Origin of the sequence: Thermoactinomyces sp. DSM 45891, assembly GCF_900119485.1 — a bacterium.
Lineage (GTDB): Bacteria > Bacillota > Bacilli > Thermoactinomycetales > Thermoactinomycetaceae > Baia.
Window position 1 is genome coordinate 241,876 of the sequence record NZ_FPJZ01000001.1, and the last position, 16,265, is coordinate 258,140.

At 42.3% G+C, this 16,265-nt stretch carries 19 protein-coding genes; 1 reads left to right on the forward strand and 18 read right to left on the reverse strand.

Translation table 11 applies throughout. The features are described 5' to 3' along the window. Nucleotides 1–170 precede the first annotated feature (170 nt). The 14 genes from BT147_RS01190 to BT147_RS01255 form a co-directional block, all read right to left on the reverse strand. Nucleotides 171–1,100, reverse strand: coding sequence for a COX15/CtaA family protein (locus tag BT147_RS01190; protein WP_072330076.1), 930 nt, complete (start codon nt 1,098–1,100; stop codon nt 171–173). Nucleotides 1,101–1,205: 105 nt separating this feature from the next. Continuing rightward, nucleotides 1,206–1,835 (reverse strand): stage V sporulation protein SpoVABEA, encoded by a 630-nt coding sequence (gene spoVAEA, locus BT147_RS01195; RefSeq protein WP_072330078.1) that lies wholly within the window; start codon nt 1,833–1,835, stop codon nt 1,206–1,208. Nucleotides 1,836–1,841: 6 nt separating this feature from the next. Next, entirely contained in the window at nt 1,842–2,195 is a 354-nt protein-coding gene (gene spoVAE, locus BT147_RS01200) for a stage V sporulation protein AE (RefSeq protein WP_072330080.1), read from the reverse strand. An 18-nt stretch (nt 2,196–2,213) separates the two neighbouring features. Continuing rightward, the gene (locus BT147_RS01205) at nt 2,214–2,645 is read right to left on the reverse strand and encodes a stage V sporulation protein AB (protein WP_072330082.1); all 432 of its coding nucleotides are present in this window, start codon (nt 2,643–2,645) and stop codon (nt 2,214–2,216) included. After that, nucleotides 2,623–3,252: a stage V sporulation protein AA gene (locus BT147_RS01210; protein WP_083426275.1), complete on the reverse strand. Its 630-nt coding sequence runs from the start codon at nt 3,250–3,252 to the stop codon at nt 2,623–2,625. The genes BT147_RS01205 and BT147_RS01210 overlap by 23 nt, the downstream gene beginning before the upstream one ends. 132 nt (nt 3,253–3,384) lie before the next feature. Beyond that, nucleotides 3,385–3,993, reverse strand: coding sequence for a polysaccharide deacetylase family protein (locus tag BT147_RS01215; RefSeq protein WP_286118876.1), 609 nt, complete (start codon nt 3,991–3,993; stop codon nt 3,385–3,387). A 237-nt stretch (nt 3,994–4,230) separates the two neighbouring features. Next, nucleotides 4,231–4,992, reverse strand: coding sequence for an RNA polymerase sporulation sigma factor SigF (gene sigF, locus BT147_RS01220; RefSeq protein WP_072330084.1), 762 nt, complete (start codon nt 4,990–4,992; stop codon nt 4,231–4,233). A 10-nt stretch (nt 4,993–5,002) separates the two neighbouring features. Then, nucleotides 5,003–5,464: an anti-sigma F factor gene (spoIIAB, locus tag BT147_RS01225; protein ID WP_072330086.1), complete on the reverse strand. Its 462-nt coding sequence runs from the start codon at nt 5,462–5,464 to the stop codon at nt 5,003–5,005. Continuing rightward, nucleotides 5,461–5,814, reverse strand: coding sequence for an anti-sigma F factor antagonist (gene spoIIAA, locus BT147_RS01230; RefSeq protein ID WP_072330088.1), 354 nt, complete (start codon nt 5,812–5,814; stop codon nt 5,461–5,463). The genes spoIIAB and spoIIAA overlap by 4 nt, the downstream gene beginning before the upstream one ends. A 122-nt stretch (nt 5,815–5,936) precedes the next feature. Beyond that, complete coding sequence (locus BT147_RS01235; RefSeq protein ID WP_072330091.1) at nt 5,937–7,097, reverse strand: D-alanyl-D-alanine carboxypeptidase family protein; 1,161 nt, start codon at nt 7,095–7,097, stop codon at nt 5,937–5,939. Between the two features lie 64 nt (nt 7,098–7,161). Continuing rightward, complete coding sequence (locus BT147_RS01240; RefSeq protein ID WP_072330093.1) at nt 7,162–7,932, reverse strand: IucA/IucC family C-terminal-domain containing protein; 771 nt, start codon at nt 7,930–7,932, stop codon at nt 7,162–7,164. Next, a complete protein-coding gene (locus BT147_RS01245) occupies nt 7,923–8,741 on the reverse strand; it encodes an ABC transporter ATP-binding protein (protein WP_072330837.1) in 819 nt (272 codons plus the stop codon). Before BT147_RS01245 ends, BT147_RS01240 begins: the two co-directional genes overlap by 10 nt. A gap of 43 nt (nt 8,742–8,784) precedes the next feature. Beyond that, entirely contained in the window at nt 8,785–9,852 is a 1,068-nt protein-coding gene (locus BT147_RS01250; RefSeq protein WP_072330095.1) for a FecCD family ABC transporter permease, read from the reverse strand. Further along, nucleotides 9,849–10,853, reverse strand: a complete 1,005-nt coding sequence (locus BT147_RS01255) for a FecCD family ABC transporter permease (RefSeq protein WP_072330097.1) — start codon at nt 10,851–10,853, stop codon at nt 9,849–9,851. The genes BT147_RS01250 and BT147_RS01255 overlap by 4 nt, the downstream gene beginning before the upstream one ends. A gap of 152 nt (nt 10,854–11,005) precedes the next feature. Here BT147_RS01255 and BT147_RS01260 point away from each other — a divergent pair, with 152 nt between their 5' ends. After that, nucleotides 11,006–11,971 (forward strand): ABC transporter substrate-binding protein, encoded by a 966-nt coding sequence (locus tag BT147_RS01260; RefSeq protein ID WP_072330099.1) that lies wholly within the window; start codon nt 11,006–11,008, stop codon nt 11,969–11,971. 80 nt (nt 11,972–12,051) lie between these two features. Here BT147_RS01260 and BT147_RS01265 read toward each other — a convergent pair whose 3' ends face one another. The 4 genes from BT147_RS01265 to deoB are packed head-to-tail and all read right to left on the reverse strand — an operon-like array spanning nt 12,052 to nt 16,255. Further along, the gene (locus BT147_RS01265) at nt 12,052–13,377 is read right to left on the reverse strand and encodes a pyrimidine-nucleoside phosphorylase (protein WP_072330101.1); all 1,326 of its coding nucleotides are present in this window, start codon (nt 13,375–13,377) and stop codon (nt 12,052–12,054) included. Nucleotides 13,378–13,381: 4 nt separating this feature from the next. Then, complete coding sequence (locus BT147_RS01270) at nt 13,382–14,203, reverse strand: purine-nucleoside phosphorylase (protein WP_072330103.1); 822 nt, start codon at nt 14,201–14,203, stop codon at nt 13,382–13,384. A gap of 22 nt (nt 14,204–14,225) precedes the next feature. Next, on the reverse strand, nt 14,226–15,047 hold the full coding sequence (locus tag BT147_RS01275; protein ID WP_072330105.1) for a purine-nucleoside phosphorylase: 822 nt from the start codon (nt 15,045–15,047) through the stop codon (nt 14,226–14,228). 32 nt (nt 15,048–15,079) lie between these two features. Then, nucleotides 15,080–16,255: a phosphopentomutase gene (gene deoB, locus BT147_RS01280; RefSeq protein ID WP_072330107.1), complete on the reverse strand. Its 1,176-nt coding sequence runs from the start codon at nt 16,253–16,255 to the stop codon at nt 15,080–15,082. Nucleotides 16,256–16,265 lie beyond the last annotated feature (10 nt).

Here is a 16,265-nt window from a genome sequence, read left to right on the forward strand (position 1 = left end):
TTTCAACTATAGAGGTTGATTACATGAACATTACTTATTTGTAAGGTTGATTACATAGTAAGCAAAAAAAGAAGTTCCTTTTCAAAAGCTGAAGGAACTTCTTAATATACCGTTTCTTATTCAAATATCCCGTCCACTGCAAGCTCATCCAGCCTAGACTGGCACTTACGCTAACGTCTCTTCTTCCACGGCGCACCAGCCAACATACACAAATAACTGATCGCAGTAAAATAAATCGTAATAATCGTAGTATGAAGTAATGCCGCCATCAGTACTCCGCCTGTTTTAACCGTGATAATCCCAGCGATAGCTTGCAAGGTAATGAGTATCATCGCAATCCAACTGCCACGCACAAAATCCCGATTATCGCGATACTTCCGAAGAACAACGACTAACAGCCACAAAGTTAGCAAAAACAGCAGAATCCCTGCATAGCGATGGAGCATATGAATCTCCGCAGTGGAGCCAAATCCAGGGAATTTCGTCACTCCACAACTAGGAAAATCATAGCCACATCCCATCGTTGCCTCCATATGACGAACGAGCGCTCCACTGTATACGGCTATGTATGTGTACGTCGCCAATCCCCATACACTCCAACCAAACCCACGACTTAAAGGTGTACCGGAACATTTATCTGGCTTTCCGTCACGGAGTCTATAAAGTTGAATAACTAGCAACATCACGCTTGCAAACGAAATAAGAGAAAAACCAAAATGAAGTGCCAACATAAATTTTTTGATAAAAGGACCTTCAAACATAACAGTTAAAGCTCCTAAACCACCTTGTAACAAAACAAAAAATACACTCATCGCTCCAAATAGCTTCACGCGAAAGTTATCACGGTAAACCATCCATGACCAAATCGTAAGCGCAAGAATTAACATCCCCGCCCCTGACGAAATAATTCGATGACTATACTCGATAATGGACTCCAGAGGCATCGATTCTGGGATCAACTCTCCCTTACAGATCGGCCATGAGTTTCCGCATCCTTTACCTGAACCCGTCTTGGTTACAATAGCACCCATCAGTAACATGAAATACGAAACAAGTGCTGTGATGATAGATAAAAAGCGCAATGTAGCATGCTTTTTCATGTGAATCCCCTCTTCAAGGCATATATGTGAAATTCATCACTAATTGTAACACAAGAGTCAGGATTAGGCTTTATAGACACAAAGTAGACACAAAATCAACCCCATTCATTGGAGACTTCCTTCTCCTTTGTTGGACTCTCTTTGAATGGAATCTGTTCCAGTATTCTTTTGATAGATATCTAATAATAACTTAATTGCCTTTGTAGTAACAGGAGCTCCTATTTTATAATAATCATATCTGCGCATCTTCCCGACATCACCGATCCCTATGATGATCGGAATCTGAATATCATTTAAAATTTCCACTGTGTCACCGTAGATTCGAAGTTCTTCGTTATATTGAGGTTTTCCATATTTATCAACCGGGTGACTAATGACGTTCCCATGACAATCTAGAGCCATATGAACAAGAGTCCCTCTGCTCTTTATACAGTTTGAAGCAACGGCAATTGCACCGATTACCTTGATGCTTTCATGATTTGCTACATATCGTAATGCCCTCTCTCCAAATCCCTCCTTTGCATTTCCACAGTCATCAAACATAACGATTACTGGGTCATATTTCGCACGATGGATAAGTTTCACAAGCTCAGGGCCTGACAGATGGGTCGGATTACCCGCAGAGAGGGAGATCACACGACCGTGAATTCGTTTGGCTACTTGTTCCAATGCTTCTTGAGCAACCTGATCTCCATCCGTCACGACAATCACTTTTCTTCTTTGACGACAATCCATCTTCCATTACCCTTTCGGTTTAAAAATAAGGGCAGTTAAGCAAGCGAATACGATGGCCGCCGTAATACCTGCACTCGTGATCGAAAACATGCCTGATAATAAGCCTGCAACTCCATTTTCTTGCATATGTTTGACCGTACCATGAACAAGTGCATTTCCAAAGCTGGTAATAGGTACCGTTGCGCCTGCTCCTGCAAATTTTATAAGTGGTTCGTACAGGCCAATTCCGTCTAATACAGCTCCCATCACCACTAACAATGTCATTACATGTGCTTGAGTAAGTGGGGTTAAATCGATTAATAGTTGTCCAATTACGCAAATCAAGCCACCTACCACAAAAGCAGTCAGAAACGTCCCCACTTGATTTCATCCTTTCTATTACCAGATTTTAAAATAGGTCCACTGTAACAGAGAACCGATTACCTTGCCTAGCGACATGGCCATCAAGAACATCAACAGAGATTCCTTCATTCCCATACGCTTCACTAGGATCGGGAATACATTTAATGCTTCAGTCAGTGCCGCTGCTAACATCCCAACAAAAATCCCCATGAAGACCCCTAGTGGCAGGATGATCCACATCGGAATGCCGAGCGTCATGTTTCGTAAATCAAGCCATGTAAAGACTAATGTGCCGGTTATGATAGCCCCTTCATACCAGTGGATCGAAGACTTCGAACGAGTAAGATGGGTAAGACGAGGCACGATATCTAACACAGCAATAAAAGCAACAAATCCACTTCCTACTGCAAAGCCACCCGCCAAACCGAAAAAGACAAGAATCAGACTATCGAGGAAATGTTGAATCATTCGAGTCTCCTTCTGTAGTAACTTTCTCATGTTCAATGACATACTGATCGATCGTCTCTTGGTATAGATACATCTCTAATTCCATCGGGCTTGGCTCTTCATTAAAGCGGCGTTTAAATACATGATTGAAGAAGAGAATCATTCCTACTCCAATTCCAAGTGAGTAAGGAATCTGCAACCATAAAGAGCCATCTACCTGATCACCCGTGACTAGAAAATAAATCCGATCATGTACCTTCTTCATACTGACATCTGTATGGAAGTTCATAATGGCTAATCCAGAGCCTGTAAATAGAAAAATCCACGTTAAAAAAACGAACAATTTCTTACGTAGGCGCGGCTCTGGAGAACGCTCGATGATGGAATGAACGGGCCCTAGCATCTGAATCTGGAGATGCGGAAATGCATGTTTCACAGCGCGTAGCACATGAATCGCTTCAATCACGGCATAAGTGCCGTATTTGGGAGTAAGCTGGATAATCGGCATATGCTGTAGTTCCATTTGATCCTGATCCGCTACGATCTCTGCTATATCCTGCAACAAAATCCGTTGCTCCATCTGTGCTTTTATTTTTTTCTTCAACTTGATATAAACGATTGATGCCACAAGTGTGCGACTCCTTTCACATTGTGGTTAGAAGTAGTATGTGCAAAAAAATAAATTTCAGTGAAAATCACAATAAATAAAGCTCTTACTTTGTGTATCACTTCCAAAGTAAGAGCCTTTTATATACAAAACTTAAATCCCTTTAGGAGTACGAAACATTTGGGAGATAGTAACCAATCGAGTTCCATTTGACTTTAATATAGGAATAAGTTGCTCTAGAGCTTCAACTGAACCTTGTAGTTTCATTGGATACATAGAGTGTTGTAAGATAATGGCTCCCGGTGTAGTAGAATCCAAAGCTCTCGACAACACTTCTTCTTTGCTTAATCCTTTCCAATCTAATGTATCCACATTCCATTGAGTGACTAGGTATTTTTTGTCGCTCGCCCATTTTACTTGTTTCTCACTAAGTGACCCATAAGGTGGTCGAAACGCCTTTGGTGCATATCCGACTAGATTGCGTATGAGTCTCCCCGTTTTTTCAATTTGTTCATGATATTCTTTATCGGGTAGTTTTTTCAAATTCGCATGATCATAGCTATGATTCCCGATTTGATGGCCTTCTTGTGCAATCCGTCTAACTACTTGCGGATATTTTTCTACATTATTCCCTACCAAAAAGAAGGTTGCTTTAGCTTGATGTTTTTTTAGAATATCCAATACCTTTGGAGTATAAACCTCGTCTGGACCATCATCAAATGTAAGCGCAATCTCATTTCTATTATAGGGACCACTATACACGTAAGAATATTTTTCCACCCAGGAAAACGGCTGTTCTTTTTGTGATATATGTGAGGGAGAGTCGATTCTCCTCCAAGGATAAATGACATCCTTAACAAATCCCAACCGATGCAATCAGAACACATCCTTTCAAAAGTAAAGGTATATTACCTTTATGAGCAAAATGCGGATTTGCTCTAGTTAAAAGCCTAAATTAAGATAGGAGCATCCTAAATGTAGGATGCTCCTTAAAACAGACTAATTAATTTGAGATAAATCTTCTTTCATCCGGGCGATGATTTTTTTCTCCAGCCTGGAAACTTGAACCTGAGATATACCAAGCCTCTCAGCCACTTCCGACTGTGTTTGATCCTTAAAATACCGCAGATAAACGATTAACTGCTCTCGTTCTGATAGACGATCAATCGCATCATGCAACACTAGCTTATCAAACCAAGATTTTTCGCTATCATCCGCAATTTGATCCATTAGCGTAATCGGATCACCATCGTTTTCATATACCGTCTCATGAATGGAAGTAGGGGCACGGTTTGCTTCTTGTGCGAAAACGATCTCCTCCGGCTCAATTCCAATCTCTTTCGCAATCTCATGTAGTGTGGGGAGTCGATTTAGACGTTTCGATAGCTCATCCTTCGTTTTTCGTACTTTATTGGCCAATTCCTTCAAACTACGACTTACTTTTACCATCCCGTCATCTCGAAGGAATCGTTGAATCTCTCCGATAATCATCGGGACGGCATAGGTAGAAAACTTCACATCATAACTGAGATCAAATTTATCTACTGCTTTTAGTAAACCAATGCTTCCTATTTGAAACAAGTCCTCTGCTTCATAACCTCGATTTAAGAAACGTTGCACAACGGACCAAACTAAGCGAATATTATGACTCACTAAGCGATCTCGAGCCAACAGATCTCCTTGCTGGCTGAGTAAAATGAGCTCTTTGACTTCGGCATCCGACAAATGATTATGACGTTCTTTACGCACTTCCGCATCCATATTGCTTCCCTCAATTCACTAACGATTGCTGAGATTGCGGAGTAAGCTGCTTGACTAGTTGAATGGTCGTACCTTCTCCTAGTTTGGAGTGAATCATCACCTCATCCATGAAATTCTCCATGATCGTAAAACCCATACCCGATCGCTCCAATTCGGGTTTTGATGTATAGAGAGGTTGCCGTGCTTCCGCTACATCTTCGATTCCTAAACCATAATCTGTAATTTGCACACAAATCTTCGTACCTTCAATCTCGGTGCGAATTAAGATTACACCTTCTGGATTTTCCTCATATCCATGAATGACCGAGTTTGTAACGGCTTCACTCACGACTGTTTTGATATCTGTCAAATCCTCAACAGTAGGATCTAACTGCGATAAAAAAGCGGCAACAGCCACACGGGCAAATGATTCATTCTCCGATCGAGCATTAAAACATAGTTCCATAAAGTTTGTATGTACTGGTTTGATCATGACGCCACCCCACATGCGGAAACTGCACTGCTCTCGTCTTGAAACATTTGAAGAATCTTAAACAATCCTGACATCTCCATGATTCGCTGAATCGGAGGTTGTACTGAGCAGATGGTCATCTTGCCTCCCATTTGCGTCACTCGTTTATAGCGACCGAGGATTACTCCTAAACCAGAGCTATCCATAAATTCGAGTTTCTCCAGATTTAATACAAGATGAGTGACCCATTCGTGATTTAGCTCTTCTTCAATCACTTTACGAACATGAGCAGCCGTATGATGATCTAATTCTCCATCGAGACGAGCGACTAACACATTCTTTGACCGTTTTACGTCTAAATGTAAAGCCAACTGAACCCCTCCTTCTCATTCAGGTGCTTCTCTTCTGTATGATGTTTTCTTCAAATAATTCCCATATCCTGCTATGAAACCAAAAAAGGAAACTAGCTTTCTAGCCAGCTTCCTTAAAGAAGTTACTTAAAGATGTCCGTAAACACTTTTTGAATCGCATTCCAAAGACTAGCTTCTTGGATATCTCTAGAACTTGTTATCTCCAGATGAGTTACGACTTTTCCTTCTTTATTTGTAAAATCGATTGTCCCGATTGTCTCTCCTTGCTTAATCGGGGCTTTTAACTCTTTAAAATGAACCACCTTTGTATACTGCTTTGGATCTTCGCCCTTCTTCATCAGAATCGACATCGAGTGATGCGCACGAATTAACATCTCTTCAGGGTCGCCTTTATCCACTTCAACTTTGGCTATGAGGTCCCCTTTTTTATAGAAAGTGTAGTTGGTATACTGACTAAACGCATAGTCCAACATCTTGGAGATTTCCTGGTTTCGCATTTTCGAGTCAGGTTCACCCAGTACAACAGAAATCACACGGAAGTTATCCCGTTTTGCAGTTGCAGTTAAACAAAAACGTGCCTCAGTGGTAAAACCTGTTTTCAGACCATCTAACCCTTGGTAAAAACGAACCAGTTTATTCGTATTTACGAGCCAAAATGGCTTCTTCGAATCTTGTCGCAAGTAGTCCTGATACATACTCGTATACTTGGTAATCTCAGGATGTTTTAATAGTTCCCGAGAGAGCAAAGCAATGTCATAGGCAGAAGAATAGTGATCTGCTACAGGTAAACCATTTGGATTTTGAAACTTGGTATCCTTTAATCCTAGCTGAACAGCACGTTTGTTCATCATCGCAACAAAGTTATCCTCTGTCCCTCCGATATGCTCAGCTAAAGCAACTGAAGCATCATTTGCCGAACCGATAGCAACTCCTTTTAATAAATCATGAACAGTCATGGATTCACCTGGTTCTAAGAAAATCTGAGAACCACCTTTTGACGAGGCATTTTCTGAAACCGTGACTGAATCCGTCAGCTTCAACTTCTTCTGTTCGATTGATTCCATCACCAGAAGCATCGTCATCACCTTCGTAATACTCGCAGGCGGTAGTTTTTCATGACTATTCTTCTCATAAATGATCGTTCCTGTATCAGCGTCCATCAATACAGCTGATTTCGCATTAGGTGCTAGATCTAATTCTGCCGCATGTATGATAGCTCGTGGTACAAATAAAGAGAGTACAAAGATTGAAAGTAAAACCGAGATACTGATCCGTTTCAGCATCTAGCATTCCTCCTATTGTCCTAATGAGCATAGTGTCTCTCAGACAAACAGGAAGTATGCGAAATCAGTTAGAGGATGATTCACGAGCACTACAATTTACAGGACAAGTCTTGCAATGCTGAGGTCGTAGGGAAGTTAAATAGGCCAAGCAACACGTTTTACGGTTATGAGTAAATGATTCTTGCGAAAAAGCGATAAATGGGTTCGTTCCTTTTTGATCAAGAGATAAGGTAGGATCAGAAATGAGTGCTTGATAATCTTCTTCAATCTGTCTTTTACATTCTACAGAGGAAGCCTCGCCTCGCATAGTCTGATACATCCATTTGATATAGACAAATACATTTTCCCATAGTGTGATTTCTGAAATGTTGACAGAACATCGGATTCCGTTCACCCAGGGTGCAAAATGCTGTTGAAACATCCAGCGAAATAACTCTGTTCGCTCAGAAGACCGATTCTCTGCATTTACTTCCTGTACTTCAGATAGGTCCATGACAATACTGGGGACCCATAACGAATCTGATTCAAGAGGGGTTAACAATGACACATTCCAAGTTGAGCCTGTTACTCTCTTTTGATACAGCGAAAATAACGCTAACGGAATCAAGAAAGCGAAACTAATCCTCTTCACCAACATGGAGCTAGCTACTGATAAGTTAGCTGTTCCGAGAAGGTCTTTGATTTGGCGTAATACTTGTTCTCTTGGCTTCTCTTCAAGTAAATCACTCAACGGAAAGCTCCATCCCTGAACTTCATTTTTTAATTCACTCCAAGATCGGGGATCAAGGCGAAATCGGGTTTGTAACAAGTTGAGCTCTTCCATCATCATGGACATGTCCACCCCTCCTTTCTAACAACGTTTCTCCCTTTCCCATGCGGGATTAATAAAGGAGTTCCAAAGATGGGGTCCGAAATAATCTCACAGTCCATTTGAAATACATCCTGCACCAAGCTAGGCGACATAATATCCTCAGGTGAGCCTTGTGCATAAATTTCTCCACATTTAACTGCAATCAGATGGTCCGCATATCGACAGGCTAAATTGAGATCGTGTAGTACCATCAAAATAGTGCGGTTTTCTTGACGATTTAACGTAAATAATAAGTCCAGAATCTCTACTTGATGTGTTAAATCTAAATAAGTCGTCGGCTCATCTAGCAAGAGGATATCTGGATTCTGCGCGAGGGTCATAGCAATCCAAGCACGTTGCCTCTGTCCACCTGATAACGAATCCACATCCTGATCCCGTAATTCATCTAGCCCTGTCGCTTGAAGCGCCTGATTTACAAGCTCTTCATCTTCCGTAGACCACTGACGAAGCATGCTTTGATAAGGAAATCGTCCTTGTTTCACTAGCTGTACGACCGTTAATCCCTCCGGAGCAACGGGGCCTTGGGGCAGGATCGCTAACTGTTTGGCGATGTCCTTCGTGGACATCTTTGAAATCGTCTGTCCTTCCAGTAAAATGGTCCCGGCTTTCGGTTTTAGTAGCCGAGCCATAGAGCGTAGCAAAGTTGATTTTCCGCATCCATTACAGCCGATTAATACCGTAATCTTCCCCTTTGGAATCTCAACATCTAATCCATCGATAACGACCCGCTCTCCATATGCCAATTTTAATTGACTTGTCTCTACTGCAATCATTTCGTCAATCATCTCCTTTCCTTTCATGCATGGATCATCACCGTTAGGCTCGTTCTCGAATTAATAAATAAATAAAATAAGGGGCACCTAGAATCGAGATAAACACACCTGCTGGCACTTCCAATGGTAGAAAGAAAGTCCGTCCGATCGTATCGGCAAGCAACACGAGGAAACCACCGATTAAGGCCGAAATAGGCAAAAGGGCACCATAGTTCGAGCCAACTAATCTACGAGCGATATGTGGTGCCATAAGACCGATAAAACTAATTCCTCCACCATAAGCAACCGCTACTCCAGCTGTTAATGTACTTAAAATAAGTAGCCATAATCTTTGTTTCGAGACCTGACTACCTAAACCAACTGCGATCTCCTCCCCAAAGGCTTGAACGTTTAACTGACGAACGGAAAAGAAAGTACATAAAATGAGTAAAAGTGCGATCGGGACTAATGTCGATACCTGATCCCAATTTGTGCCGTATACCGAACCGGTAATCCACACATTTGCTTGGCTTGCGCGGTAAATGACACTTTTCACCATGAACAAAGTCGTGAGAGCTTTCATCAATGCCCATACACCAATCCCCATTAGTACAAGACGAACAGGTGATAAGCCATTTTTCCAAGCAAGACCATATAAAAGGAGGGCAGCAACGATAGCCCCACATATTGCAATCAATGGAAGCCAATGAATACTCACCAACAAAGCATTTGTCTTAGGATCGCTAAACATCCCTAAAAACATGACAACCGCCACACTCGCCCCACCCGTGATACCTAATAAATCGGGAGAAGCAAGTGGATTTCGAACAATTCCCTGTAAAATAGAGCCTGAAATAGCGAGTAACATTCCGACTAAAATAGCTACAATCATTCGAGGTAGCCGAAACGATTCCACAACTAGCTTCGAAAATGCATTCGCATCCATACCGAATATGACTTTACCTACTTCAATCGGATTCACGTATACCTCTCCTGCTCCCGCAGTTAGGAAAAACGTTACTGTAAGAAGTGCTGAAAAAATCGTAATCATCCAAAATGAACGCTTTTCAAATAGAAGTGAGACTCGTTCTGCTTTCCCTCTACGTATTATCAACCATCGTTTCGTTTTCATGCCTTTCCTACTCCCCTACGTGCTACTGCTAAGAAAAATGGGATCCCGATCAATGCTGTCATCACACCCACAGGCACCTCTTCTGGCATCATGACAAATCGAGCCGATATATCAGCCAGCACGAGGACAATCCCTCCGATCGTTATACTAAAAGGAACTAACCAACGATAATCATGACCCACTAAGCCTTTGGCAATATGTGGAACCATCACTCCAATAAAGCTAATAGGGCCCGCTACCGATACAGCACTTCCTGCTAGAAGAACGATCGAAACGAGTCCAAGCAATTTTACTAGCCACGTTTTCTGCCCTAAACCCGTTGCCACATCTTCCCCCATTTGCAACACATTAATCGATTTTCCTAAGAAAAGAGCAATGAGAAACCCGACAGTCAAATAGGGAATTACCAGCTGTAATAACTCTAATTTTCGCCCTTCGATCGAACCAGCTAACCAAAACATTACCTGATCGAGTGCCGACTCATCTAACACTAGCAACCCTTGCGTCATAGAGGCGAATAGCATCGCCGTTGCTGCTCCCGCTAATGTGATTTTTAAGGGAGACAATCCACCACTCCCCATAGAGCCCAACAAATAAACAGCAAGTGAGGTCACCGCAGAGCCAATTAATCCAATCCATAAAAACGCTTCCAGTGAAGTAACGGAGAACAGCATCATCGCAGCCACGATAAAAAAGCTAGCTCCTGCATTTACCCCAATAAAATCAGGGGAAGCCATCGGATTACGGGTAAGCGCTTGCATCAATGCACCTGCAACAGCTAACGCTCCTCCAATCGCGGCACCGATCAAAGCCCGCGGCAAGCGAACCTCAGTCACCACTAATTGATCAAAAACGCCAGTAGGATGTGAAAAAGCCTGAACCGCCGTTTGAATAGACGTATCTGTATAGCCCAGTAATACACTACCTAACATGCAAAGAATTAATAAAAAAGTAGAAGTGATTAGTGCAAGCCATTTCCCCTGGTGTGTATGAATCTTCATTTCTTACTACATACTCCCCTCAAGTAATTACAAAGTTGTTTTTTAATAAGAATTATTTTCATTTTCTTTTGTTGACAGCTGCACTAAATATTGATTATGATTCTCATTGTAATTGAAAATCATTTTCAAATCAACGGAGGTAATCATACAATATGTTTTCACGATTTATAAAGAGTCGCTCTCTTTTCATCTTAGCGAGCTTACTTTTCATCGCATCTGCTCTTACCGCTTGCGGCAGTAAATCCACGACTGAATCTGGAAAATCAGACAGTCCCGCTACTACCATTGAACATGCAATGGGCAAAACAGAAATCAAAGGCACACCTAAAAGAGTTGTGATTCTTACTAACGAAGGAACAGAAGCCCTACTCGCTTTGGGAGTAAAGCCAGTTGGAGCTGTACAATCCTTTACCGGTAAGCCTTGGTACGATCATATTAAGGATCAGATGGAAGGCGTAAAAGTTGTTGGTTTAGAAAGTGAACCAAGTCTTGAAACGATCGCTTCTTTAAAACCAGATTTAATTATCGGAAACAAAATGCGCCAAGAAAAAATATACGAACAACTAAAAGCAATTGCACCAACCGTTTTCTCCGAATCACTTCGAGGTGACTGGAAGGAGAACTTCAAATTTTATGCAAAGGTATTAAACAAAGAATCAGAGGGCCAAAAAACTCTGACTCAATATGATGAAAAAATCTCCCAATTAAAAGGGAAGCTGGGGGACAAGTTAAAAAATAAAGTTTCCATGGTTCGTTTCGTAACAGGTGACGTTCGGATCTATCACCTAGATTCTTTCTCTGGAGTTATTCTAAAAGATCTCGGGTTTGCACGTCCTGAATCCCAAAATAAAAATGACTTAGCTGAACGCGGAGTAGGAAAAGAGCGCATCCCAGCTATGGATGGCGACTATCTCTTCTATTTCACTTATGAAACAGGCGATAACAAAGCAACCGATCTCGAAAATGAATGGCTAAAAGACCCACTCTTCCAAGGACTAAATGCAGTAAAAAACAAAAAAGCATTCAAAGTACGTGACACAATCTGGAACACCGCTGGTGGCGTTCTAGCTGCAAATCTCATGCTTGACGACGTTGCAAAATTTTTTGAAGTAAAATAAGAACTGAGAGTTCTATTTCCTTATGAGAAAAAAGCCAGTCCCTCTCGCTAGTTAGCGATTGGGACTGGCTTTTCTTATATCTATACTTTTTGTACACCATCTTCTGTCACAATACAATGTACCAATGGTGGTGATTGCACTTGCCCAGAACCGATCTGGATCGCTTGGCGCAGACGAGATTTCACCTCATCAAGGTTATCTTTTGCGTTCACATAAAGGGTGGCTACGGCTTCCTTATCAGAAACCGGGTCGCCCACTTTCTTATGAAGCACTATCCCTACTGCATAATCGATCACATCATCTTTGGTTTCACGACCAGCACCTAATCTCATCGCACACAGTCCCACCTCTTCAGCGAGAATACGTTGTACAAATCCAGATTGATCCGCTAGGAATTCGATTTTCTCTGCTGGCTGTGGAAGAAATTCTGGATGATCCACGATCTCTGCATTTCCATGTTGTCCTTTAATAAACTCACGGAATTTCGCAAGGGCACTTCCGTCCTTCACAACGCCTTCTAGCAAGCCGCGTGCTTCTTCGGTTGTCTTCGCACGACCGGCAAGGATTAGCATTTGAGAACCGAGGACAAGTCCTAACTCGTGAAGATCTTCTGGGCCCTCTCCTTTAAGAGTAGCGATGGCTTCTTCTACCTCAACGGCATTTCCGATCGCATAACCGAGTGGTTGGCTCATATCACTAATGACAGCGATTGTTTTTCGGCCTACTTGCTTCCCGATTGCCACCATCGCTTTTGCCAATCTAATCGCATCCGCTTCTTCTTTCATAAAAGCTCCATCACCTGTTTTTACATCAAGAACGATAGCGTCTGCACCAGATGCTATCTTTTTACTCATAATAGAGCTGGCAATCAAGGGAATGGAGTCAACCGTTCCTGTTACATCGCGAAGAGCATAAAGCTTCTTATCCGCAGGTGTTAAATTTGCTGTTTGGCCAACTACAGCTACACCACTACTATTCACTAATTGAATAAACTCTTCAATGTCTAGCTCTGTAGAAAAGCCTTCAATCGCATCTAGCTTATCGATCGTTCCACCTGTATGTCCAAGCCCCCGTCCTGAGAGCTTTGCTACTGGAACACCTGTAGCTGCCACAAGTGGAACGAGAGTTAAAGTAGTGGTATCTCCTACTCCACCTGTACTATGTTTATCTACTTTTATTCCATTAATCTTAGAAAGATCAACCTGTTCGCCAGACTCGACCATAGCCATAGTAAGATCTGCCGTTTCCCGGTCTGTCATTCCTTTGAAAAAAACTGCCATGGTAAACGAAGACATCTGATAATCTGGAACATCCCCTGTAGAATAACCTTCTACAAGAAAACGAATTTCTTCCGTTGATAGTTCATGTCCGTCCCGCTTCTTACGAATGATTGAAACTGTGTCCATCCACTTACACCTCTTTTAGAATACCCTGAACCAAATTCATGAAGATTGGCTTGGTACGATTTGCTACTTCTACTACTTGTTCATGAGTAAGCGGTTCAAGTGATTCCCCTATCGCCATGTCCGTTATACAAGTAATCCCTAGAACCTTCATCCCTGCATGACGAGCGACTATTACCTCTGGCACAGTGGACATACCGATCGCATCTCCACCCATATTACGCAACATGATTAGCTCAGCTGGTGTCATATAAGTTGGACCGCTAATACCGGCATACACACCTTGTTGAACAGTAACTCCTAGATCAGCCGCTACACGCTTCGCTACCTGCACCAATTCCGGTGTATAAGCAGTCGACATATCTGGAAAGCGAGGACCTAGCTCCGCGAAATTAGGGCCAATTAACGGATTGGAACCAGTCATATTAATGTGATCGGTGATAATCATGAGATCCCCTGCATGGAAATCTGCGTTCATCCCACCTGCTGCGTTGGTTACAAGCACTGTTTCAACTCCGAGTGCTTTCATCACACGCACAGGAAACGTTACATCTTGTTGGCTATAACCTTCATAGAAATGAAAACGACCTTGCATCGCAATGACTTGCTTCCCTGCTAATGTCCCTAACACCAACTGTCCCGCATGACCTTCCACTGTGGATACAGGAAAATGAGGCACTTCGTCATATTTGATTATAACTTTATTTTCTACCTTATCTGCAAGATCACCTAAGCCTGAACCGAGGATCAATCCAAATGGATAGGTTTGATTTGTTTTACTTGAAATATATTCTTTCGCCTCTTGGATACGTTGGATCATATTCATCATTGCACCTCAAAATGTAAGATTTTTAGATGTTGCGCAAGATCCCTTTTACCAGATTAATAAACTGAGATCTTACTAGCTCTGTTGTCTCCATAACCTCATCATGGGAGAGCGGTTGCTCTAAGATTCCTGCTGCCATGTTGCTAATGCACGAGATGCCTAAGCAACGAATCCCAGCGTGACGAGCGACAATTACCTCAGGCACGGTTGACATTCCAATCGCATCCCCACCTAGATAACGACACATACGAATCTCTGCTGGTGTTTCATAAGTCGGGCCAAGAAGTCCGATATATACACCTTCTTGGAACTTCACACCCTGCTCTGTTGCCACCTTGCGAGCCACCTCGCGTAACTCTGGATCATATGCAGTCGACATATCCGGGAAACGCACTCCTTGTTCTGGATCATTAGGGCCGATCAAGGGATTTTGGAACGTCATATTAATATGATCTTTAATTAGCATAAGGTCACCTGGCTCGTAAGAAGTATTTACTCCACCAGCCGCATTGGTTACGATGATCTTTTCAATCCCAAGCTCTTTCATCACACGAATCGGGAAGGTTACGGACGTTAACGGATGCCCTTCATATAGATGAAAACGACCTGCCATGACTAATACTGGCTGATCTTCTAGCGTACCTACTACTAGTTCTCCAGCATGCCCCTCAACAGTAGATTGTGGAAAGTGAGGGATATCATTGTAAGAAAGTTTTACAGGATTTTCTACTTCTCCAGCAAGCACTCCCAAACCTGATCCTAAAATAAGTCCAATTTTCGGTTGAACTTGGATTTTGGCTTGAATCCACTCCGTTGCTTCTCGGATATTTAATTGATTTTGACTCACGTCAGCACCGCCTATCTCAGAATATCATTCATTTAAGGTAATTCTTTTAAAAAACTAGTTCCATAAGGTGAGGTTACTCCAAAGTTCTCAGCGATGGAAGCACCAATATCTGCAAACGTTTCCCGAACCCCTAAATTTGTACCTTCTGTCATGGATGGACTGTATACGATAAGTGGCGTATATTCACGAGTATGATCGGTTCCGTGGAAGGTTGGATCGTTTCCATGGTCAGCTGTGATAATCAGAAGATCATCTTCGCGCAGATTTGCGAGAATCTCAGGCAAACGAGTATCAAACTCTTCTAGCGCCTGGCCATATCCATCCGGATCACGACGATGTCCAAATTTAGCATCAAAATCGACGAGATTGGCAAACGCGAGGCCGTGGAACTCCTGTTTCGCCACTGCTAGCACTTGATCGATCCCATCCATATTGTCTTTCGTATGGATCGAGCGAACAATCCCTTCTCCAGCATAGATATCGGAGATTTTACCAATCGAAATCACTTCTTTACCAGCCTCTTGCAAATGATTCAAAACAGTCTTAATAGGTGGTTTCACAGAATAATCGCGGCGATTAGAAGTACGTGAAAAACTTCCTGGGCTTCCGACAAATGGACGAGCAATCACTCGTACTACAGAATACCTCTCATCTAATGTTAACTCTCTCGCTACTTCACAAATTTTATATAGCTCTTCTAATGGCACGACTTCTTCGTGCGCTGCAATCTGGAATACACTATCCGCAGAAGTGTAAACAATAACAGCACCTGTCTTCATGTGCTCTTCACCAAACTCATCTAACACTTCTGTACCCGAGGCAGGTTTGTTACACAAAACTTTACGACCAATCCTTTGTTCAAATTCCTGAATCAGCTCACTCGGAAAGCCATCTGGATATGTTTTAAATGGGGACTCTGTGATAATACCCATAAACTCCCAATGCCCGGTGGTGGTATCCTTACCACGTGAAACTTCTTTCATCCGAGCATAGGCAGCTTGTGGGACATCAGCAGGTAAGATACCTTCTACTGCTTCAATATTTCCAAGCCCTAACTTCGACATATTGGGCATAGCTAATCCATTTACATGTTGTGCTATATGACCTAATGTATGAGCGCCGACATCATTATATAAATTGGCATCTGGTAATTCGCCAATTCCTACACTATCCAAGACAACGAGGAAGACACGATTGTATTTTCTCATGTCTAATCCC

Bases quoted from the DNA above. Each gene is read 5' to 3' on its own strand.
- BT147_RS01190 (WP_072330076.1), bottom strand. From the start codon at position 1,100: ATGAAAAAGCATGCTACATTGCGCTTTTTATCTATCATCACAGCACTT.
- spoVAEA (WP_072330078.1), bottom strand. From the start codon at position 1,835: ATGGATTGTCGTCAAAGAAGAAAAGTGATTGTCGTGACGGATGGAGAT.
- BT147_RS01205 (WP_072330082.1), bottom strand. From the start codon at position 2,645: ATGATTCAACATTTCCTCGATAGTCTGATTCTTGTCTTTTTCGGTTTG.
- sigF (WP_072330084.1), bottom strand. From the start codon at position 4,992: ATGGATGCGGAAGTGCGTAAAGAACGTCATAATCATTTGTCGGATGCC.
- spoIIAB (WP_072330086.1), bottom strand. From the start codon at position 5,464: ATGATCAAACCAGTACATACAAACTTTATGGAACTATGTTTTAATGCT.
- BT147_RS01235 (WP_072330091.1), bottom strand. From the start codon at position 7,097: ATGCTGAAACGGATCAGTATCTCGGTTTTACTTTCAATCTTTGTACTC.
- BT147_RS01240 (WP_072330093.1), bottom strand. From the start codon at position 7,932: ATGTCCATGATGATGGAAGAGCTCAACTTGTTACAAACCCGATTTCGC.
- BT147_RS01245 (WP_072330837.1), bottom strand. From the start codon at position 8,741: ATGATTGCAGTAGAGACAAGTCAATTAAAATTGGCATATGGAGAGCGG.
- BT147_RS01250 (WP_072330095.1), bottom strand. From the start codon at position 9,852: ATGAAAACGAAACGATGGTTGATAATACGTAGAGGGAAAGCAGAACGA.
- BT147_RS01255 (WP_072330097.1), bottom strand. From the start codon at position 10,853: ATGAAGATTCATACACACCAGGGGAAATGGCTTGCACTAATCACTTCT.
- BT147_RS01260 (WP_072330099.1), top strand. From the start codon at position 11,006: ATGTTTTCACGATTTATAAAGAGTCGCTCTCTTTTCATCTTAGCGAGC.
- BT147_RS01265 (WP_072330101.1), bottom strand. From the start codon at position 13,377: ATGGACACAGTTTCAATCATTCGTAAGAAGCGGGACGGACATGAACTA.
- BT147_RS01270 (WP_072330103.1), bottom strand. From the start codon at position 14,203: ATGATGAATATGATCCAACGTATCCAAGAGGCGAAAGAATATATTTCA.
- deoB (WP_072330107.1), bottom strand. From the start codon at position 16,255: ATGAGAAAATACAATCGTGTCTTCCTCGTTGTCTTGGATAGTGTAGGA.